Genomic DNA, 22,255 nt, shown 5'->3' with positions numbered 1-22,255 from the left:
TTTGATAATTCAAGCATTTATAATTATAAAGCGTTTCAAAATATAGTAAAAATTGAGCAAGAAGTCTATGTGATTGGTTTTGGGGATAAAAACTACACATAGTTTTATTACTCATCATGGAAAAATTGTTAGTTTTACCTTAACACTTCTAACTTTGATCAAAGATTAGTAATATTTGACATATTTCTTATATAAATATCAAACTCTAGTGTTGCCTAGGTTTTTGTTAATTCAGTTTGTTTGCAATTACTAGACCCAACCCATCCACCTAACTCTCCAAGAGAGTAATGCATTATCATCATTACTACAAAATTTGCTATAGTTGCTGGTATAAGGTCACCAATTGGAATTGCTGCATTAAAATATGTATTCCAAATAAATGAAGTTGAAACTCCAGCAATCATTCCAGCTAATATTACTCTAGTAGTAGTTCTAAAACCTAGAATTGTAAATAATAATGGTATTCCTACCGTTGGAATGTAAAAACTAGCTCCAAATAATAATATATCTAACAAATTTTTTTGTAATAGTGCTACATATAATCCTACTACTCCGATAACTACAGCAAATATTCTAACTGCTTTAAGTTCTAATTTAATATTGTTTTGAAATAAACCTAAAGGCTTACATAAATCGTTAACAAAAATAACAGAAGCAGAATTAATATATGAATCAGCTGTTGACATAATCATTGCAGATATTCCAATTACTACTAATCCCTTAAATCCAGCATAAGAATAGCTATCTATTATATATGGTATTAAATTGCTAGCTTCTATATTCTGGTTCGATGACAGAAGCGTTAATCCTATACATCCAGCAAAAAAACAAAACAATAAATATATAACAGTCATAATTTTAAAAGCATTAGCTGCCTGTTCTGTATTACGGGCTATTAAAACTCTGTGAAATGAAGCTGGTAGAAAGCAAGGAATTACATCATAGAAAAACACTCCATAATATTTTAGTGTATTACTATTATGGTAGTCTAGTAATATTTTAGGATTAAACATAGGATTCGTAGTTAAGGTATTTACTATAGAATTCCAACTACCAAACATACCCCAAATTAGCATTGCTAAAGTTGGAATAAACACTCCAAAAGCCAAAGCTTGAAAAATATCAGTAAATACTACAGCCCTAACCCCACCAAATGCTGAATATATAATTACTACTGCACTACTAAGCAAAGTAGCATAAACACTGTCTAGTCCTAAAAAATGATTAAATACTGCAGAAAAAACTTTGATTTGCATAGCAATCATTGTTGATGATATAATAATTGAACAAATAGCTACAATAGTTCTAATATACTTACCATAAAGATCACCCATTACTTCTGCAACTGATAACTTACCAAAAAATTCCTGCATTCTTGGAGTTAAGATATAAGCAAAAATAAGTAAACATAATGTTTGCCCTATAATAGACAATAATGAAAGTATTCCAACTGAATATATTTGGTACACTCTGAAACTAAAAGTACTGCCACCAATCCAGGTAGCTATAAGAGTTGCAGTAAGCGTTGCTGTACTAAAATTTCTTCCACCAAGAGCATAATCTTTAGTAGATTTTACTTCTTTTCCATACCATAATCCTATAGCTAGATTAGATATTAAGAATAATCCAACTAAAATTATGTCTATATTTAACGCTAGCATTTTAAACTTCCTCATTTTATATTGTAATTGCAAATAATATAATACACTTGCTTTATATCTTTCTCTATTTAAACTATAAACACCTTAAAAATAAAATAATTATAGTGATACTATATTTTTAGTTATTGTCAATATCGTATTTTTACAAAAATTTTATATATGACAATAATATCTTGAAGGTCATTGCGACAACATAACGAAAAGTTATGTACTAACATTTGACAAATTGAGAGCTAATTTTTAGCAATTAGATTCATAATTGATGAACTTAGTATACGTTATAATTTGATAATGATGGTTTAAAATATTTTTATTGTTACATAATTATAACAAAATTATTTGTTATTAACATGCATTCTGCAAAACATCAAAAAATTATTTCAAAGCAAAAAACAAACCAGGATCAAAATTATAATAATCTTAACACAATTAAGTTTTATCAGGTTTTAGAGTATAATTGCATTATATCTTTTTTTGTCATATTTTCTTGCAGAGTTATTGCTTTTTGATATTCTACTTTAGCACAGTTTTAAGTAAAGTATGTTATACCTTATCTTTTCTTCATATCAAAACTTCAGTGCAAGAATACATTTACAGATTTTAAACTTTCGTTGTTCTTTTTAAATCTATACTTGTAAAAAATAACAGAAAGCAATATAAAAATTGATTCACATATTATAGTGAATTATGTTATAACATGTGCAATGTATACTTTAAGTAGTATATAGTTTTTTAGAGATATGAAGTATGAATGGTAAACTGTAATAGATTACAAGAATCACTATAGCTAACTCATATAAATATAAATACTATAATATGAAATACTTACACAAAAATTTCTATATATTAGCTGCAATCTGTTTAATGGCTATATATCATGTATTTAGCAAGTCTGACAATTTAGTAGAACGTAGTATAAGTTCTACTAATGATATTAATCAGCATGATAACTCTCAACAAATAGGCAATAATAATGTCCAACTGGCTACTACTTCTGAAGATCAAGACAACAATATTAATGAAGATAATAATATTTCTACTAATAATTCGAAAGAAACCATTAATTCAGTATTAAAAATCAATAAGTATGATATTGTACTAGGAAATAAAGACTCTAGTATTAAGATTTTTGAATATTTTTCATATGCTTGTTATCATTGTGCTCGCTACCATGAAAAGATTTTTCCTACAATTAAGCATAAATTCATAGATACCAATAAAATAGCTTACATTACACGTGAGTTTATAACTGCAAAACAAGATTTAGATGGAGCAATGCTATCTAGATGCGGTGGGACATTAATGTGGAATAAGTTTCATACTACATTATTAGAGCAGCAAGATAAATGGGTGTTTAACAAAAATTACATGAATTGGCTGAAGGATATAGGAAAAATTGGAGGTATTACCGCAGATCAGTTTCTTAATTGTTTTAAAGATGAAATATTAGCTCAGCAGCTAATGCTTAATACTGTAAATATTAGTAAGTTTGAAATATTTGATGGAACTCCATGTATTATTGCTGTTATTAATGATGAACATATAATTAGAATAGAAAACGTTATTACAGAAATTTCAGACATAGTTGAAAAAGCAGCTAATTCTAAAGATAAGAAAAATGATATTACAGAAGCTCAAGAAAAGTAAAAATATGCTCGTATTAACTCATTAGCATTTGGTTTTTTAAAAAATAATAGTTTAAAAATATAGTAGTAAATAGAAAGATAGTTCTTTTAATATTTATATAGCTAAACACTATAAAACAGTTATAATAAGTAAGATGTAATGAAAAAATAATTAGTATGACATATTCTATAGATTTTCGGAAAAAAGTGCTGAACATAAAGGAAAGAGAGAAAATTAGTTTTGAAAAAGTATCAAAACGTTTTGGGATAGGAAAAAATACAGTATTTGTATGGAGTAAAAACATATTGCCGTTAAAAAACAGAAACAGAGCTACAACAAAAATCTCTATTGATAAACTAAAAGAAGATGTATCACAATATAGTGATGCATATCAATATGAAAGGGCTGAACGGCTAGGAGTAAGTAAGTCAGGTATACAAAAAGCATTAAAGAGATTAAATATTACATATAAAAAAAGCTATAAAACATTCGAAGGAAAAAAAAGAAGAAAGATTCAAATTTCAGAATAAGATAAAAAGGTATAAAAACAAAGAAAAAGTTGTCGTCTTCACAGATGAAAGCAGTTTTGTTCATAGTACACTCCTAGAACTCACGTATATGCAGCAAGATACATGAGATGTTACTGTGTTCATAATTTGCATCTATCAAATAGAACTAATGTTATAGGAGCATTAGTAGATAAATTTCTGCTAACCGTATCAGTTTTTGACTGTAATGTTAATACTACTATTTTTAACTGTGTGATAGAACAGTATTTAATTCATAAAATTACCGAATAATTCTGTATTTGTGATAGATAATGCAAATTTTCATAAAAGTCCTCATTTAAAAACTATGATAGAATAATAATTTTTAAAATCCTTGCATTGAGACAAATAAAAATATATCAGTATTGTTAATAACTTAGCTAAGGATAACTTTCTATCTTTGTTTCTTGGGTTACTACTTAATATTAATTTCTTTTTTCTACTCTTGATATATCTTGCAAAAATTATCTATTAAATAGTATACTGTTATAATACATTTTTTCATGCTGGGTTATTCCTTGTTTATTTAAATTTTCTTTGTAACTTAACATTATCTTTTTGTATATCTTTTATTCTATGACTTTCATACTTTATCTTATCTTATTCTGGAGTTTTAAGCAATGTTTACCTAAATGAAGTAAGTAACATGTCTCAGAAAGAGCAAAGTATGTGAGTAAGCCAAGTAATTGGACTACACAGAGTATGTAAAATGGTTGATAATCTGATCGTACTAATTGATTGCTATAGAAAATAGAAGTGCTTAGAGAAAGTAATCAATATAAGGCAAGGCAAGAATTATTGAAAATAAAGATTTAACTAAACGAATAGAAGGCAAAAACAGTAGATTTAAAACGCCAGATTAGGATAAGTGGAAATATGAAATGTAGAGAATAAAAGGTATACAAAGAGAGAATGTTGAGTTATAAAAAAAATTTAAATAAACAATGAATAACCCAACATGAAAAAATGTATTATAACAGTTATACTATTTAATAGACAATTTTTGCAAGATATATCAAGAGTGTGAGAGAAAGAGATTAATACCAAGTAGTAATCAAAGGAACAGAGATGGGAAGTTGTCCTTAGCTTAGTTATTAACAATAGCGATATATTTTTATGTATCTCAATGCAAGGATTGTAAAAATTATCATCTATATTACTTGAGTCATAAGTATAAAGGATACTTTTGTTTACCAAGCTATAATAGAATAATACAACTGTGGCCTAGAATGTTGCTACCATTAGCAATATTAATGCATTATCTGAAAGGAGAAGAAACTGGTATATATTACATCGATGCTACAAAGTTAACAATTTGTCATAATAAACGTACCTCCAGCAATAGAGTTTTTAACAAAATTTCTAAAATTGGTAAAAGTAGTTATGGCTTGTTCTTAGACTTTAAGCTTCATCTTATAATCAATAATAAAGGCGAAATAATGTCAGTTAAAATTACTAAAGGCAATAAAAGCGACATATCTGTATCTTCGGTTTTTTCCTAAAGGCTTATCTAGTAAACTGTTTAGTGATAAAGCCTACATATTAAGGAGTTATTTCATCAACTGCTGACTAATGGTCTACGTTTATTTACTAATCTTCGTAAAGATATGAAAACATATTTATTGGATATACAAGATAAGCGGTTATTAAATAAACGTTCTTTAATTGAGTCTGTCTTTAATGTACTAGATCTCTTTCGAAACTGGTTAAGGTAGTTCAAAATTATTGCTGATAAATATCGAAATAGACGTAAAAGATCTGGCCTTAGATTTAATTTGATCTCTGGCATTTATAATTTTGAACTACCTTAACCAGTTTCGAAAGAGGTTTACTGAAAAAACATATGCATTTAGATCATACTATGTACAGTTCTCTTATTAATTTCTTTGTTCATATAATTGCTTCTCTTGTAATTGCTTCTCTTGCAACTTATTCTATCTACAACTTAATCCTAATCTTATCTCCTATTCTTTCTCTTACTATACCTTATCCTAATCTTGCTTTTAAAGGCTTACTCAGGTATATTATCTAACCCTATTGTCTTACTAAGAATAGAAGCTGATTGATTATTGTAATTTAAATCTTCTTGTCCATGCCACCCATCTTGTACAAATGCAAGCAGTTGAGCATTTTTATCAACTTCAGTATTTTTTTTGTCTTCTATGGAGTTTTCACTACCTATATAAATTTTATCTCTGTTTCCTTCAATGTCATCAAAGTTATTTATGTTGTAGTTTTGAGATACGTTTTTTTGTCTATTAGAATCATTAGTGCTGCCAAAATTGTCAACTGACTTCATTTTGCTTTTTTTTATTATATTTATATTAGAATCTTCTTCATTATGAGAGTTTTTTGATTTTTTAGCTTTAGTAGGGCTATTTTGATCTATTGGTGACAAAAGCCGCGGTTCTAGCGTTTCTATTTGATTATATATAGGTGTTTTCCCTCCTTCATCTGAAGAATGCTCAACTGGCGCAGTATGATACCTGTTATATAACTTACCTGTTTTGCTATCAAAAATTAGTACTACTCCGTTAGCATTCTTATCATTAGTAATAACTTTAGCATTTACCAGGTATTTATCAAGTTGCTGTTTTTTTTTATTTAGCAAAGTATCAACGTTATGTTCCTTTAATAAAGCTAACTCAAAATAAAGTATACTATGGTTAGATGCTAATACTAAATCCGCTTTGCCTGTGCCAAATGTTACTTCTGATATTGCCCTTAAAGTTGTATTTTCTTCAAACTTCTTGAATGAGAATAATCCATGTAATATAGCCTGAAAGTCGCGTTCCTCTGTGATAAATGCTTGAAATTCGCAGAGCTCGCATTGAAGCTTAGCAAGTTCTTCCAACTTATCATCTTGTATATCTGGTCGTAATTCTAGTATCAGCTTGCATACATCAATACTGTGCTTAATATTATATGGTTGTGTTATATAGTCTTTTATATTATAGCCAACATCAGTATCAGAAGGATTAGAGTTTAAATTTGTTATATCTACACTTTCTAAGTAAGTCTCGTAGTTTTGTCCTTTTCTATTAACTATTATGGTAATTTTTGTGCCAGAATTAATTTTATACTGTTTTTGAATATATCGTACTGCATATTCTACTTCATCTGTTACGTTAACCTCTTTATTGTGCTTGCTCTGTAATCTAGTACTACCTAGTCTGCAATATTTCTGTAGCGGCTTGTCATCTTTCTCAATAGTAGATAATATTATATTGTTATTAAATTGCTTAAGAATAAATATACTAGCCTTGGTTTCATCATTATCAATTTTATTAAGAAAAACTGCAAACTTTTTTTGTACTTTGCTTGATAATAACTCTCCTAATAATATTTTAGCTAATGATTCCTCTGCACGTGTTGATTTAAATATCCACCTTATTTCTTCTTTTATATTAGCTTTAGACAGTTTTGTCTGTGAATCAGCTATGAAAGTTATAAAATCTCGCTCAGGCAATTTATCAAGCAGCATAAATTTTGCCTGTACTTGCTTAGTTATATCTCCAAAATCAGCTCCTACTATTATAGTCTTATTCGATTGAGTTCTACCAATAAGTTGTGCATAACACCTATCCTCTACCTGTTTTATTGCATCTGCAACAGAAGGGTATTTATTATTCCCATTTTTAAATTCAGATATTATTTTAATAGCATCAGCATTAGCTATCTGATTATGATTATAATGTTTACATAGCAAATACAAATCTAGATATCCTCTGCCTGCGCTTTGTTCGACATATACATCCATTGAATATTTTTGTCTGAAGTTTAATACTAATGCTCCGTAAACAAACCCATGATAACGTGATTCTGAAGTACCAAAGATCCATTGGCCTTGCTTATATAAATCTTTAAAGCAATTAAATAGCTGCTCTACATTTTCTGTATAATCTTGTTCATCGTCATTATCATCATCATTATTACTATCTGTTGGCTGAGAAATCAGCTTTAAACACATATCTAATGTTTTTCCTTTCATATCTAAAGGATTAACATTAATAAACTTGCTGCTAGCATTATCTTTTCTTGTTTCTTCAATATTGTCTGTGCATATAACACTTATTTTGGGTTTTTTGATAGTTTTGCCACGAATAATTTTGATATGAATATGTTTTGAGCAAGTACTTTTTAGGCTTATGATTTTGTCATATGAAAAAAGAGTTTTTATTTGATCAAGATCTTTCCTTGAAAATTGATGTTCTCCATGAACTTCATCATTAAATCCAATAGATATAGATCGTAATATAATTTTATTGTTGAAGTTAAATGCTAATCTCAAGATGTTGTTATTAGTAATGCTATAGCAAATAGATTTTACATTTTGTCTTAACTCGCTATTTAGAATAGTTAATGCAGAACCAATAAAAAGGAACATCCAAAAATCCTTGTTATTAGTATTTCTTGCTATAGGAATTTTATCAAATGTTTTAGTTAACGACTTTTCAAAGTTGTTATAGTCATTCAAAAAAATCTCAATTAACTCTGATTTATTGCCCATTTTTTATATATTTTAATTTTATATTACTATTACACTAAATCTAAATGTTAAGAGCTAATTCTCCTATAGCATTCACTGCTGACTGATCATTAGAAGTAATGTTTTCCACATTAAGTAGTAAGTTTTCTACAATATCTTTAACATCATTTTTTATGCTATGATCTATATTCTCACATTCTTGCAAATATCTATCTAATGATTCACTACAATAACTATAATAAGACTTGTTAGAGATTATCTCTTTAAAATTTGTTATTGCGTATATTGATGGACTAAACCATTTAATAAGCAATTGTAATTTATCTGGTTCTGCCAGGTAATAAGTTACAATATATTTTATGTCTTCAGAACCAAGTAACTTATTTTTAAATAAAGCAATTTCTTCATGAGAAAGCGCAGCCCAGCTGACACTTTTGTCAGCTAATTCAAATTTATATTTTTGCAATTGATATATACACACACTGTAGATATCATCTTGAGGACAAAGTATCCATTTTTTAAACTGATTTATTTTTTGTATATCAGTAAAACACCACTTAACAAATTTATCTAATAATTGAAATGAATCATCTTTCTCTATTAACCTATAAATTAAATAGCTAAAACAATAATATGAATTGCTTCCCTTTGTTGTATAGAAACTATTTTTACAATTATTAATTTTTTCTTGATCATTTGAAAAACACCAATTTAAAATTTGGTCTAATAATTCATACTGATCTTGTTCTATTAATTTAAAAATTACTTCCTGAAACCATTTTTGTGGAATTGATTCCTTTAACTCATTAATTATTTTTAAATTATTTGCAGCACACCACTGAAAATAGTGTTCTATCTCTATAAAATCAGATTTGTTGCTTGTAACAATCGACTCTAATATTTTGCAAGAAAATTCCTTGCTTGCTAATTCTTTTTTGAAAGTTTTTATTTTTTTATCTGATTCTAGACACCACTTGAGAAAATGTTCAGCTTTATCATATTCTTGATTTTGATAAAAATGTATTGTTATCTGATATCCATGATCTTTTATAAGTTCTTGTTTAAGCGTGTTTATATCTTCTGTAGACGATATAAGCAGCTTAATAAATGTATCTAAAAAATTCCATTGGTTCTTGATAATTAAATCACTGCATTTCTTAACTCCACATTGCAGTGAGCCGCAAAACATTATATTATATTTGTGCGTAGCATTTGCGTCAGCTAATACTAACTTTGCTATATCTATATCATTATTAATCTCATCATTCAAAAATAACTTAAATACAATAAAATTTTGTATTATATATGTATCATTGCATTCAAGTACATATTCCTTTAACCGCTTTGGAGCAAATTGCCATAATTCCTTGAATATAAATTTATAATAATTATCGTCATAAGTTTTTGAATACAAGCTTGGACCAATTCTATCAGCTACTGCCTCTATTAAGTAAAAGAATGATTTCTCTGGCATAATATTTAATGCATTATATGCTATAGGTAAGAAGTAATCACTCAATAATAAATCATTCAAAAACCTCATTAGCGTAATACTTAAAAAATAACTATTCTGAAAAATTTTTTTCTGCTGTTCATAATCAAGTTGAGATAATAATAAAGACCTAAACTCTCGATTATTTATTTTGTTTATTGCTAATGTTATCTTTTTTAATTGCTCTTCATAACTAAATCTATTCCAAATATACTCTATTGGCACACAATTCATGGCTTTATGACAGTTATCCTCAATAAGAATATTGAATATATACGTATTTGTGTCTATGTTGGTTCTATTGCGATTATTATAATCACTCACTAATGCATCAATTGTCTTTACATCAGCAGTTGTACTATCAATATTAGTAGAGTACGTATGAGAAGTCCAAAAATAAACCATAGGCTGGCTATAAATACTAATGGTTTGTAAATAACTTGCTAGATTAACTTTTTGAGCATAATTTGTAATACTATCCTCTAAACAATAATTACAAGCAAGTCGATATTTTTGATCATTACTCAAACCATTATCATCTCTTGCTAAAATATTCCTAGCTGTTTGTAGATAGTTAATTGTTCCTCTTGGAGTCCATTCTATATTACAGATATAATTTATTGCTAAATACTCAGATTTGTCATTGTAAAGGACATCGTTATCATGATATTTTATCCACTTATATAGCTCTGTTCCTATGAATTTATTGATACTTACCAATTGTTGAGTTATAGATTCAGGCAACTGCAACATTAGTATTTTATCATTTATACTATTTTTCAGTTTACGCCAGTCGCGTAATATATCAGCAGAATGATTAAATAAATTGCTTATCTGATTTATAGTACTTTGATTTATCCATAAGCGAGTAATGATATTGGTTGAAGCGATGTGTTTGAGTGGTACCATAAACCAATCTTTAAATATATTCTCATCTAGTAAATTACTTTGTTGTGTACGTTGTTTTTTATGAGAACTGAGACTTTGTATATTGTCATCATTTGTTACTGAATTCTCATCTTCACCATACTTTCTTTTCTTTTGTAGATTAGTATCCTTTGTTATGGAGTTCTCTTTTTCATCATACTTCCTTTTCTTATATAGATTGTCATTACTTGTACTAAAAATCTGATTTTCGTTTTTTCTTTTAGACATGCTTCCTTCTCCAAAAAGATTTATCAAGATATTACCATAATATCTACTATTTTGCTATTCATTATAAATACCTGTTTAGGTTGTAATAGATCTCTTTCGAAACTGGTTAAAGTAGTTCAAAATTATAAATGCCAGAGATCAAATTAAATCTAAGAGAGAATCTTTTACGTCTATTTCGATATTTGTCAGCAATAATTTTGAACCGTTTTAACATACCAATAACGTTTTCATTGACAACTCTTTCTCCTGCTAACCTACGATTATTCTTTTTATCATTTTTAGTTAAAGGATTTTTCTTGCTTTTTTTCTTTGGTAATTCAGAATTATTGTGAATTTTTTGTATACCTTGATATCCTGTATCAGTAATCACTTTAACCTTAGGATTGATAAGAATTTTGGATTTCTTAAATAATCTAAAGTCATGTTTTTTACCGTTAGAAAAATCTGTACATATTACTTGGCGCGTTTTCTTATCTACCACTATTTGAGTTTTTAGTGTATGCCTTTTTTTCTTTCCTGAATAATAGAATTTTTGTTTTTTTTAGGTCTTTCTATAGGACTCTCAGTAGCATCAATCAAGACTACTTCATAATTCGTATCGCTCTTCATTAGAGCTTTACGACCTGGAAGAGCAAAGTTTGGATGTTTAACTAGGGTGTCTTCTACCCATTTTACAGCTTTATATGCTGAACTTTCACTAATCCCATAGTTCTGACTTATATGGAAATAAGTACGGTATTCTCTAAGGTATTCTAAGCCCATCAGCAACTGTTCCTCTAAATTAAGCTTATTTTTACGCCCACTTTTTGATTTCTTAAGACCATCAGCTTTTCTCGAAATATCCACTATCTTTGAAAATATCCCTTTCCTTACTTCTGTTAATCGACGAAATTTTTCATCCTCTAACTTTTTAATTTGTTCGAATTTCATTAGACCTCTTTCGAAACTGGTTAAGGTAGTTCAAAATTATTGCTGATAAATATCGAAATAGACGTAAAAGATTCGGTCTTAGATTTAATTTGATCTCTGGCATTTATAATTTTGAACTACCTTAACCAGTTTCGAAAGAGGTCTATTATTACTTCAAATCAGATATTTATAACACCATTCTACATCATTGTCTACTTTCGAAAGAAGTCTAATATCTTATTAATTTATTTAAATCCAAACAGAGCCAAGGTAAACGCAGGCATACATAAGTATTTTGATCGCGAAAAAGATTCTCTAAACATTTTGTCTATGAATCATATGATGATGAGACTCAGCTATTCTTTAATCGTGGTTCAATAGGCTTTGTATTGCTTGCATGCCGATTGGCTGAAGCTAGTGTTTTGGCTCAAAATGAAATTGCTAAATTTCTGAAAAGTGATGAAAATTTACCAGCTGAAAGTAGCCTTCAAGTCTTGATGCTTGGTAGTAATAATATCGAACATTTTTTAAGCAACTGGCAGTCGTATCGTAAAGGAGAGATATTTATTGAGTTAGCAAATAAAAGAACAGAGTTTTTGCGTAATCAAGCTCAAAAATCAGGCTCTATAAAGGATGTAGTATTGTTGATTTCAGTGACTATACCTAATGTAAATGCAAATATCGATGATATGATTCGCAGAAGAGATGCTTTAAAAGATACGTTTAGGTCGATTGGATTAAGCACTGAAAATGTTGATGCACAGCAATTATTAAAGTTTCTGAGAGTAATATTTGGCTGGCCTGAAGAAGAACATTTGAATATTAACGAGTATGAAATATTGTCTGAACAAATTCTAAGTGGAGATTTTTCGTTATTTGAAAATGATGATTTTGTAAATGTAAATGATGATCAAATATTTATCAGTCTAGAAGCTCGCAAAAGACCTGCAGAGTCGAAATTATCTGCTATGGATCTGTTTTTAGGCAATGAAATGCGTAGTGATGAATATATAAAATCAAATTTCCTGATTCATTTTGGTCTGTAAATTTTATCAAATCAAGCTATTGAAAGAACTATAGCTATAACTAAAAGAGAAACTATGGAAAGAAATATTAATGCAAGAATAAATATTATTAATGGAAAGGTGATTTAAGCTCTCCAGGTATGTTACTAGCTGGCAGATGACGACAAATAATGTATTGGTCACCTTTTGGTGGAGCTTTATTACCTATATTAAATAAGCATGGAGTAGCTCCAAACGAGAACTTTAACCTTTGTATAGCTATGGCTTGTATAACAAAAAACAACACTGCACTATTCATTGTTCAGCTATACTTAGTTAGTTTATTGCTCAATACTGCCATTGCTATTATGAACTAAGTCATGCTTTTTATTATTTTTATGTGACGTATTAATTGATTTTAATATATCATTAAATTGTTTTTCAGGAATAACATCAATTAAATCTATTGCTAAACTCCCAGATAAAGTAAAGAAATCTGAATTATGCAGCCATATTGGAAGATGTTGTTTTATTTTTTGTTTTACTTCTTTATGATTTGATGCATCAATATAACTTCGTGTAGACATAATAGCTAATATAGAGTATAAAAAGACACAAAGTAATATGCTTTGCATTCCGCCTAACAACATACCAAAAAATTTATCCAATAATCCATCAGTAATTGGATTAATAAGCCTAATAACCTGGTTACTTAACACTGTACATAATATCAACGACATAACATAAGATAAAATACTACTTATAATAGTTGCATAAAGCAAACTATGAGTATATTCAATAATTATATCCTGCAATGTAGGAGTTAAAAGTACAGTTAAAAATATTGAACTCACAAAAAAAATTGATCCAATAATCAATTTTAACCCACCTTTATAAAACCCTAAGGTAATTGCGCTAATAAAGATTACAAGAGAAATTATATCTATTATATTCATGTTACAATTAATGTTTTATTTGTTATAATATAGTCCATTTTTTGATCATGCAACTCCCTAGGTACGAAGTTTCTTAGCTGTATATCAAAACATACTCCAATTGCTATGTTATTGCTATTAATACTTCTGGCTTGCGATATGTATTGATCATAATATCCTTTACCAAAGCCAATTCTATAACCAGCAACATCAAACACCAAACCTGGAACTAATAATGCAGATGGCAGCACTATATCAGTACCAACTGGAGTATATATTTCATGTTCTTGTTTTTTGATTGGGCAACCTATATAATAGTAGCTATATAACATTTGTTTGTCAATAAGAGCTGGTAGAGCAAATTTATAGTTAGGCATTATCATTAACAAATCTAATACATTAACTTCGCCTTTAAATGGATAATAAATACCAATTACAGAATTAGTAGGAAGTAATGAAGTAAGAATATATACAGCTTTTAACAATATTTGATGGCTTTGTTGATAACAACTTTTTAATTGTTTATTTGCCAAGATTCGTATATTCTTATATTTGGAACGTAGAGTTTGTTTATAATAATTTTGATGCATACTGAGGTTATATTAACAGGTTGAGTAATAAAACATTATTAAACACAGTAATTGCTTAATTTAGAATTATTTTAAGTATAATGTATAATAGTTTATTGCAATAGAATGTAAAGTAACTCCAGATATATATTACGTTCTTAAAATCTAACTAATTAAGTTTTAGAAGAGTAGAATGGAATCTTATGACTTTTTACCAAATATCGTTATACTACTTGCTACTGCAATTTGTATTGTAATAGTTTTTAAAAAACTAAAGCTTAGTCCTGTACTTGGATATTTGGTAGCTGGAGCTCTAATTGGTGATCATGGCCTTAAAATTGTCAACGTTCAATATACTAGTGCTATTGCTGAATTTGGAGTGGTTTTTCTATTATTTGCAATTGGGTTAGAATTATCAATTGAAAGATTAAAAGCTATGAGAAGGTATGTCTTTGGCTTAGGATCGTTACAAGTAATCATCACTAGTGTAATAATCGGTGGTTGTGTCATGTTATATTATGATAATGTTGATGTATCAATTATTATTGGAACGGTGTTAGCTCTGTCTTCTACTGCTATCGTTCTTCAGGTAATTGAAGAAAGTCGTAGCCAATCCAGTCAAGTTGGTAGAGTTGCATTATCAGTATTACTAATGCAAGATTTCGCTGTGGTACCATTGCTTGTTATACTACCAATGCTATCTAATAAAACAGACATATCTATTGCTCAAGCTATGGGCATTGCTCTGATTAAGGCTATAATAGCACTAATAGTCATATTTATTACTGGTCAACTGTTCTTAAGGCCTTTATTCAAAGTAATTTCTATTGATAAACCACCTGGAAGTACAAATGAATTATTCATAGCTACAACTCTACTTATTGTATTATCTGCTGCTTGGGGAACAAGTCATCAGGGCTTATCGCTTGCACTAGGAGCATTTGTCTCAGGTATATTAGTGGCTGAAACTGAATTTAGATTACAAGCAGAAGAAAGCATATATCCATTTAAGGGATTATTACTTGGCTTATTCTTCATGTCTGTAGGAATGCATATCAATGTTAATGAAATTATTCAAAATCTGCAAACAATCTTGGTTTGCTCAATAGGATTGATTCTAATTAAGGCAACTATTGTTACTGGCTTGTGTATTCTATTTAACTTTAATAAGAGTATTGCATTACATACAGGATTACTGCTATCTCAAGGTAGTGAGTTTGCTTTTATTTTGTTTAATGAAGCAATGAAGGAGGGAATTATTGAAAACTCAATTGGTAAAACTTTATTATTAGTTGTAACTTGTACTATGGCTTTAACTCCATTATTATCTGTAGCAGGAGCAAAAATTGCTGACCTGCTTGGCAATGGTAAAAAGGAGGAGTATAATCCACTTCAAATTATTGAACAAGGAGCTAGAGATTTAACTAATCATATTATTATAGCAGGATTTGGCCGTGTAGGTAGAATGGTAGCAAATGTTCTAGAAGCAGAAAATATACGTTATATTGCAATTGATATTAATGAACAAGCTGTAAAAGAAGATAATCATAGTAGTTTTCCTATTGTTCAGGGAGATATTTCTCAAGTTGACACATTAAAAGCGCTAGGAATAGAGCGTGCATCAGCAGTTATTTTGTCTTTAAGTAATGAAATTACAATCAAAAAAACTCTAAAAGCTATATCAAATAATTTTTCACATATTGCTATAATTGTAAAAGCAAAAGATTTGCAGCGCTCTAATGAATTCTATGAATGTGGAGCAACAGTTATTGTTCCATCAGATTATGAGGTTGGATTACAATTAGGTAGCGAAGTCTTAAAAGTAATAGGCATTAGCGATTACGAAGTTAATAGAATTAAAAACCAATTTCGTTCAGGTAATTACGTAGCTACAAAGCAAAGCCAAACCCTAGATAATGATGATGAAAACGAGTAGAATTTACAGCTTTATTATAACATTTATAATTATGGTTACTGTATTTATCAATGCTGCGTTATCAGATAACAAAAATACTAAAATTCCAAGGTTTGTTTCAACCAAAGCTAATGAAATCAACATGAGAACAGGCCCAAATATCAAATATCCAATTAAGTGGATATTTACTAAAAAAGATGAGCCATTAGAAATAGTTGATAAATTTGACCAATGGTACTATGTGCGCGATATAACAGGTGACTTTGGATGGATTCACTCCAGTGTTTTATCTCAAAAAAGAACAGTAGTTATTAACAGTAATAAAATACAGAATCTTTATAAGTCATCTAATTATGAAAGTAGAATTATTGCATATCTTGAGCCTAAAATAAGGTGTGAATTAAAAAAATGCACAGCTTTAATGTGTAAGTTACATTGCAAAAATTATATTGGCTGGATAGATCGGAAAATTTTATGGGGGGTATATGATCATGAATAAATATATTTACAAAAGTTTATTTTTTATAAATATAGTTAATAAGTAATTTGAATTATAGTACTAATAATGATATATTAATACCATAATTTATATTATCTTAACATATTATTTTTTTCTTCTCTGTAATATAATTCAACTATTTTAGCTATAATAACAGCTGAACTAACTTAATTGAGTAATGTAGTTTGGGCTAAAAACATAAATTAATACTACAGTAAATAATAATTTTTTTAAAATTTTTTGACACATAAAAAAAGATATACGCTGACTATTAATTTATATGAATATTATTGTACAAAAATTTGGTGGAGCATGTGTAGCTGATACTGCCAAAATTGCTAACTTAGTAACAAAAGTACAGCGTGAAATTGATGCTAGCAATAAGGTTATAGTAGTAGTTTCAGCTATGGCTGGCATTACTAAAAAATTAATTTCATTTTGTTACAATTTAAACAGTGAATTATATACTCCTGAAACATTAGCAGAGTATGATAGTGCTTTAAGTAGTGGAGAGATTATGACAGCCTCACTATTTGCATTAGCTTTACAACAAAAATCAATTAAGTCTAGATCATTACACTCATGGCAAATACCTATTAAAACTAATAATTATCATTCTAAAGCAATAATTATCGATATTAATACTAACTTAATTCATGATATGCTATTACAAGGTATAGTACCAGTTATTTCTGGATTTCAAGGTATCACGAATCATAATAGAATTACAACTTTAGGACGCGGAGGATCTGATATTACAGCTGTGGCTATTGCAGCAGCATTGCAAGCAAAAAGATGTGATATATATACTACCGTTGACGGAATATTTTCAGCTGATCCAGAACTAATACCACAAGCCTGCAAGCATGATAAAATCGCTTATACAGAAATGCTGGAATTAGCTTCGCTTGGAGCAAGAGTAATTCATCATCGAGCAGTACAAATGGGTATGCGCTATAATGTTCCTATTAAAGTAATACATGCATTTAGCAAAGGTCAAGGAACAACAATTCAAGAGATTACAACAATGGAACAACCTCAAATTACAGGTATTACGTATAATAAAGATATAATTTTAGTAACTATATACATCAATGATAACAAACAATTTTTTCTTGTTATAAATCATATGCTTAAATATTCAGTCTCAATAGAGCAAATTACTAACTACCAATTAAATAAGGTTAGTATAATCATACCATTATCTGATTTAGCTGCATCAAAAAAAGCATTTGATGAATTACAAAACCAATGTATCATTAATAGCTACCAAATTAATAATGTAGCATCAGTATCAGTAGTAGGATACGCAATAAAATATAACCCATCAATATTTCAGCAAATTACCATGGTTCTTAGCAAGTTTGAAGTGCAAATTTTAGGAATATTAGCCTTAGAAGCTAGAATATCTATTATATTGAATAAAATAGATGTTGAACCAATAGTAGCTGAGCTACATCATCATCTAATTTCAACTGCTAGTTCCGCAATCTAGTAACAAGGAAGTGTTGCAATATCTTTGTTACATAAGTATAGTCGAGTGAAGGCGTAGTAGTTTAGTTATCAACATATCCATTACACGCCATGTTAAACTTAACGTATAGATTACCTATATGCGCTTTCCTGACATTGTCTATAGCATGTTGTAAGTTATTGCTTTCAAAGATCTATAATATCGAATTTGGTAATCATTAGACTTCTTTCGAAACTAGAGAATGATGTAGAATAGTGTTATAAAGATCTGATTTGAGGTAATAATGAAATTCGATCAGATTAAAGAGTTATAGGATGAAAAATTTCGTCGATTAACAGGAGTAAGGAAGTGAACATTTTCAAAGATGGTGGATATTTTAAGGAAAGCTGATTGTCTTAAGAAATCAAAAGGTGGGAGTAAAAATAAGCTCAATTTGGAGGAACAGTTGCTGATGGTCTTAAAATAACACCTTAGAGAATACCTTACTTATTTCCATATATGCAAGAACTATGAGATTAGTGAAAGTTCAGCATATAAAGCTGTTAAATGGGTAGAAGATACCCTAGTTAAACATCCAAACTTTGCTCTTCCAGGTCGTAAAGCTCTAATGAAGAGCGATATGAATTATGAAGTAGTTTTGATTGATGCTACTGAGAGTCCTATAGAAAGACCTAAAAAAAACAAAAATTCTATTATTCAGGAAAGAAGAAAAGGCATACACTAAAAACTCAAATAGTGGTAGAAAAAACGCACCAAGTAATATGTACAGATTTTTCTAACTGTAAAAAACATGACTTTAGATTATTTAAGGAATCCAAAATTCTTATCAATCCTAAGGTTAAAGTGATTACTGATACAGGATATATCAAGGTATACAAAAAATTCACAATAATTCTGAATTACCAAAGAAAAAAAGCAAGAAAAATCCTTTAACTAAAAATGATAAAAAGAATAATTGTAGATTAGCAGGAGAAAGAGTTGTGAGTGAAAACGTTATTGGTATGCTAAAACGGTTCAAAATTATTGCTGACAAATATCGAAATAGACGTAAAAGATTCGGTCTTAGATTTAATTTGATCTTTGGCATTTATAATTTTGATCTACCTTAACCAGTTTCGAAAGAGGTCTATTATATAATCCAATCTTCTCATATAATTCTCTTCTACGACACCTTTTTCAGCATAAGCCTTCTCAATTCACGTAATTGCATTAGATGATATCCTACTTTCTTCTCTATCAAGTCGCTTACATATCCAAAACAACTGCTAGAGTTACCAACCCTAAAGTAATTTATCCAGCAGCTCGTAATATTTGGTTGATAAGATATATAGTCATTTTCAATGGGGTTCAAGCATAGAAAAAAGCGATAATAGATTCATAAAATTGAGTAATTTGATTTCTAATCCACCTCTTCATATTAGCTCAAAACTTTTCTATCGAATTTAAATCTAGAGAATAAAATAGCAGAAAAATAACTTTATAACCAACAGATTATATTAACTATTTTATCTCTTCTTTCTATGCTCAAACATCATTGTAGATGACTATATTTTCCTTCTCATGCCTTGTAATTCTATAGATATTTTTATCATTCGTCATTACCTCCATTGTTGTTGAAATAATGTTATCAGTATGGTACGTTTGCTCCACAGGCATTACACTACTTCATTGCTAAGACATACCACTATGTCATCCTCTCATGTTCAATTTATTTCATAGTTTACTAGTTATAGAATCTACATTGCTCTAGAATCTTTCTTTCTGGAACGAGAGTACTTCTCCAATTACTTAATATGTACTTATTATCATGCCGCCACTACCACTCAGCTATAGTGTTCAACTGTATCAGTTATAGTTTTCAGTTAAGCATTCTGCTTTCGCTATATTGTCGCTAGCTCAGCATTTTGGACTTATAACTTTCAGAGCCATCCATGTATTTGCTTTCGTTGCAGCTTGATAATTTGCTCTTATCCTTTTGATAAGTTTGTCGATATGTTCCAACATCTCAATTTCTCTCCATGCTGCTATCCTAACTATAGATTTCTAACTCTTCATCTAGTAGGGTTACCTCACACTGTACATATTAGCTCCTCTGGATATACAACTAGTACGTGATGCTTTGGCATCACATTACTCAAGCCTCTTTAAGCCCAATTTCTGTTGAACAGGTTTAATATGTGTAAGCAAACATTGCAAAGCTTCTGCTTTATTCCATCTGCTTTCCTGTATTGCATTTACGATACGAGTTCGATGATTTTTAACAACTTTATTACATTTCTTCAAGTTTATACTGTGCCAATGTATTTTGTTATCAGTAGATGCACTAGCTGTAAAATTTATAACCATTATTTGCTTTTCTCATTGCAAAGTTTTATCAAATTCTCTCATCATAAAAGACCATGACAGAAAACTCCAACTTTCGTGTGGAGCATTTTTTTCTGTTTTCATCTGCTTACACCTTCATCAGCTTACCTTACATCTCACCTTCCATATTGGAAAAGATACAGGCTTACTGTGTTCTATCTATATAACATAAATTGGTTATGTTCTACCTGTCCGCATGTGATCATATAGTCTACGTATTGTCAGGTTCTAAGGCAAATAATCAGATCATTTCTCTTTTGAACAAAGCCTTACAGTATCCTTTGCTTTTTATTACTAACAACATTCATCAGTAGTTTACTTATGTTAACTATGCCATTTACCTAGCCTCTGGCTGCATGATACTACCACCAAAGCAAATCTTGATTTTAACAATTTATACGCTTCTTTTAATATATAGCTAAACTACTATAAAACAGTTATAACAGTTTGGCTATCACTATGACTTAGATATACCTTTCAAAAAGTATATAATGTAGCTGTTTTATAGTGGTTCAGTTATATCTAATTTTACCTAAGTTACTATAAATTTATCTACCACATTAGCTAGTAGGTTCTCAGCATTAATTTTCATCTCTCTCAGTTTCAATTCAGTAGAAGCTAATAATGTTGGTGATTGCATTAATGTGAATATTTTTTCAAATAAAATACGAGGTGTGATAGTGCTTTGTTCTATACACCAACCAGCTTTATTATCTGCAATAGCTTTTGCATTAAAAAGCTGATGATTTTGTGCAGAGATAGGATATGGTACTAATATTGCAGGTTGACATAAAGATATTATTTCAGATATAGTAGATGCTCCAGCTCTGCAAATTGCTAAATGAGAATTTTTGTACTTGTCAGCAATATTGTAAAAAAAATCACTCACTTCATGCTCTACATTTAGTTCAGTATACATTGCTTTAACGTAATTAATATCCTTTGCTACAGCTTGATGAACAATAGTAATTTTAAAGTCATGATCGCAATTGACTAGTAATTTGATTGCATTAGGCACAAGAGTAGAAAAGATTTTGGTTCCTTGACTACCTCCAATTACTAACAGCTGAAAATTTTTAGAGTTAAAATTACGTTTTGGCGTAAATCTTAAAGCTTTTCGCACAGGAGTTCCTGTAACTATTACTTTATGTTTATAGCGATTATTCAAATTGAGAGTATTAGCAAACGTTACAGTTATAGCTTTAGCATATCTTAAAAAAAGCCTATTAGCTAGGCCTAAAACACTGTTTTGCTCATGTAGAATAAATGGAATTTTAAATAATATTCCATTTATAATAATGGGAGCAATAGTATATCCTCCAAAAGCTACTATGAGGCTTGGAGAATTTGAGTAGAATAATTTAAATCCAGTTATACAAGCAGCTAATATTCTTATATAAGCATAAAGTTTTTTAATCCCTGTATTAGAGATGGATACCATATTCATAATATGGATTTTAAAACTATAATTGGAATTTATGAGATATTTTGCACACCTAGCATCTGTAATTAAGTATACATTATAACCACGCTCCTGTAGCTCTTCTCCTAATGCAATTGCAGGAAATAAGTGCCCACCTGTTCCACCTCCAACTAAAAATATTGTTTTCATATT

At 29.2% G+C, this 22,255-nt stretch carries 12 protein-coding genes and 8 pseudogenes; 11 read left to right on the top strand and 9 right to left on the bottom strand.

Annotated elements, in window-relative coordinates:
• Positions 1-221 precede the first annotated feature (221 nt).
• Positions 222-1,661: pseudogene (locus DK405_RS06765) on the bottom strand (sodium:solute symporter family protein); the annotation flags it as partial.
• Positions 1,662-2,525: 864 nt separating this feature from the next.
• Between DK405_RS06765 and DK405_RS06760 the strand changes: the two are divergent.
• Together DK405_RS06760 and DK405_RS06755 are read left to right on the top strand one after the other, a co-directional pair.
• On the top strand, positions 2,526-3,308 hold the full coding sequence (locus DK405_RS06760; RefSeq protein ID WP_231967669.1) for a thioredoxin domain-containing protein: 783 nt from the start codon (positions 2,526-2,528) through the stop codon (positions 3,306-3,308).
• Between the two features lie 155 nt (positions 3,309-3,463).
• Positions 3,464-3,817 carry an IS630 transposase-related protein gene (locus DK405_RS06755; protein ID WP_045912476.1) on the top strand — a complete coding sequence of 118 codons (354 nt, stop codon included), beginning with the start codon at positions 3,464-3,466 and terminating at the stop codon, positions 3,815-3,817.
• Between the two features lie 333 nt (positions 3,818-4,150).
• Here the strand turns inward: DK405_RS06755 and DK405_RS16160 are convergent.
• Positions 4,151-4,340 (bottom strand): annotated as a pseudogene (locus DK405_RS16160) (IS982 family transposase); the annotation flags it as partial.
• A 453-nt stretch (positions 4,341-4,793) separates the two neighbouring features.
• Between DK405_RS16160 and DK405_RS15780 the strand changes: the two are divergent.
• The 3 pseudogenes from DK405_RS15780 to DK405_RS16155 all read left to right on the top strand — a co-directional run.
• A pseudogene (locus DK405_RS15780) lies at positions 4,794-5,523 on the top strand (IS982 family transposase); the annotation flags it as partial.
• Between the two features lie 27 nt (positions 5,524-5,550).
• Positions 5,551-5,646: pseudogene (locus tag DK405_RS06735) on the top strand (IS5/IS1182 family transposase); the annotation flags it as partial.
• Between the two features lie 20 nt (positions 5,647-5,666).
• Positions 5,667-5,830: pseudogene (locus tag DK405_RS16155) on the top strand (IS982 family transposase); the annotation flags it as partial.
• 16 nt (positions 5,831-5,846) lie between these two features.
• Here the strand turns inward: DK405_RS16155 and DK405_RS06725 are convergent.
• The 3 genes from DK405_RS06725 to DK405_RS06715 form a co-directional block, all read right to left on the bottom strand.
• Complete coding sequence (locus DK405_RS06725) at positions 5,847-8,345, bottom strand: hypothetical protein (protein WP_045912852.1); 2,499 nt, start codon at positions 8,343-8,345, stop codon at positions 5,847-5,849.
• A gap of 40 nt (positions 8,346-8,385) precedes the next feature.
• Positions 8,386-10,971, bottom strand: coding sequence for a hypothetical protein (locus DK405_RS06720; protein WP_045912853.1), 2,586 nt, complete (start codon positions 10,969-10,971; stop codon positions 8,386-8,388).
• A 106-nt stretch (positions 10,972-11,077) separates the two neighbouring features.
• Positions 11,078-11,901 (bottom strand): IS5 family transposase gene (locus tag DK405_RS06715; protein WP_109510629.1). Its coding sequence is split into 2 segments (ribosomal slippage): positions 11,078-11,514 and positions 11,514-11,901, totalling 825 coding nucleotides; the frame shifts between segments, so codons are not numbered across the junction.
• A gap of 29 nt (positions 11,902-11,930) precedes the next feature.
• Here DK405_RS06715 and DK405_RS06710 point away from each other — a divergent pair.
• Together DK405_RS06710 and DK405_RS06705 are read left to right on the top strand one after the other, a co-directional pair.
• Positions 11,931-12,026, top strand: a pseudogene (locus DK405_RS06710) (IS5/IS1182 family transposase); the annotation flags it as partial.
• Positions 12,027-12,114: 88 nt separating this feature from the next.
• A pseudogene (locus DK405_RS06705) lies at positions 12,115-13,258 on the top strand (TraC family protein); the annotation flags it as partial.
• On the opposite strand, the gene DK405_RS06700 reads toward DK405_RS06705, so the two are convergent.
• Complete coding sequence (locus DK405_RS06700; protein WP_045912287.1) at positions 13,226-13,840, bottom strand: CvpA family protein; 615 nt, start codon at positions 13,838-13,840, stop codon at positions 13,226-13,228. The pseudogene DK405_RS06705 and the gene DK405_RS06700 overlap by 33 nt on opposite strands.
• A complete protein-coding gene (locus DK405_RS06695) occupies positions 13,837-14,409 on the bottom strand; it encodes a 5-formyltetrahydrofolate cyclo-ligase (protein WP_012461313.1) in 573 nt (190 codons plus the stop codon). The genes DK405_RS06700 and DK405_RS06695 overlap by 4 nt, the downstream gene beginning before the upstream one ends.
• A 172-nt stretch (positions 14,410-14,581) precedes the next feature.
• Between DK405_RS06695 and DK405_RS06690 the strand changes: the two genes are divergently transcribed.
• The 4 genes and pseudogenes from DK405_RS06690 (at position 14,582) to DK405_RS06675 (ending at position 19,385) form a co-directional block, all read left to right on the top strand.
• Complete coding sequence (locus tag DK405_RS06690; RefSeq protein WP_045912286.1) at positions 14,582-16,324, top strand: cation:proton antiporter domain-containing protein; 1,743 nt, start codon at positions 14,582-14,584, stop codon at positions 16,322-16,324.
• Entirely contained in the window at positions 16,305-16,802 is a 498-nt protein-coding gene (locus DK405_RS06685; protein ID WP_045912285.1) for an SH3 domain-containing protein, read from the top strand. The genes DK405_RS06690 and DK405_RS06685 overlap by 20 nt, the downstream gene beginning before the upstream one ends.
• 280 nt (positions 16,803-17,082) lie before the next feature.
• A complete protein-coding gene (locus DK405_RS06680; protein ID WP_045912284.1) occupies positions 17,083-18,297 on the top strand; it encodes an aspartate kinase in 1,215 nt (404 codons plus the stop codon).
• A gap of 262 nt (positions 18,298-18,559) precedes the next feature.
• Positions 18,560-19,385: pseudogene (locus DK405_RS06675) on the top strand (IS5 family transposase).
• A gap of 1,021 nt (positions 19,386-20,406) precedes the next feature.
• On the opposite strand, the gene DK405_RS06660 reads toward DK405_RS06675, so the two are convergent.
• Positions 20,407-20,622: a reverse transcriptase N-terminal domain-containing protein gene (locus tag DK405_RS06660; protein WP_045912283.1), complete on the bottom strand. Its 216-nt coding sequence runs from the start codon at positions 20,620-20,622 to the stop codon at positions 20,407-20,409.
• A gap of 550 nt (positions 20,623-21,172) precedes the next feature.
• The gene (gene murG / locus DK405_RS06655; protein WP_045912282.1) at positions 21,173-22,252 is read right to left on the bottom strand and encodes an undecaprenyldiphospho-muramoylpentapeptide beta-N-acetylglucosaminyltransferase; all 1,080 of its coding nucleotides are present in this window, start codon (positions 22,250-22,252) and stop codon (positions 21,173-21,175) included.
• Positions 22,253-22,255: the final 3 nt, after the last annotated feature.

Origin of the sequence: Orientia tsutsugamushi (assembly GCF_900327275.1) — a bacterium.
GTDB lineage: Bacteria > Pseudomonadota > Alphaproteobacteria > Rickettsiales > Rickettsiaceae > Orientia > Orientia tsutsugamushi.
The sequence above is the reverse complement of the archived record's forward strand: the minus strand, read 5'-3'. Positions and strand labels throughout refer to the sequence as shown.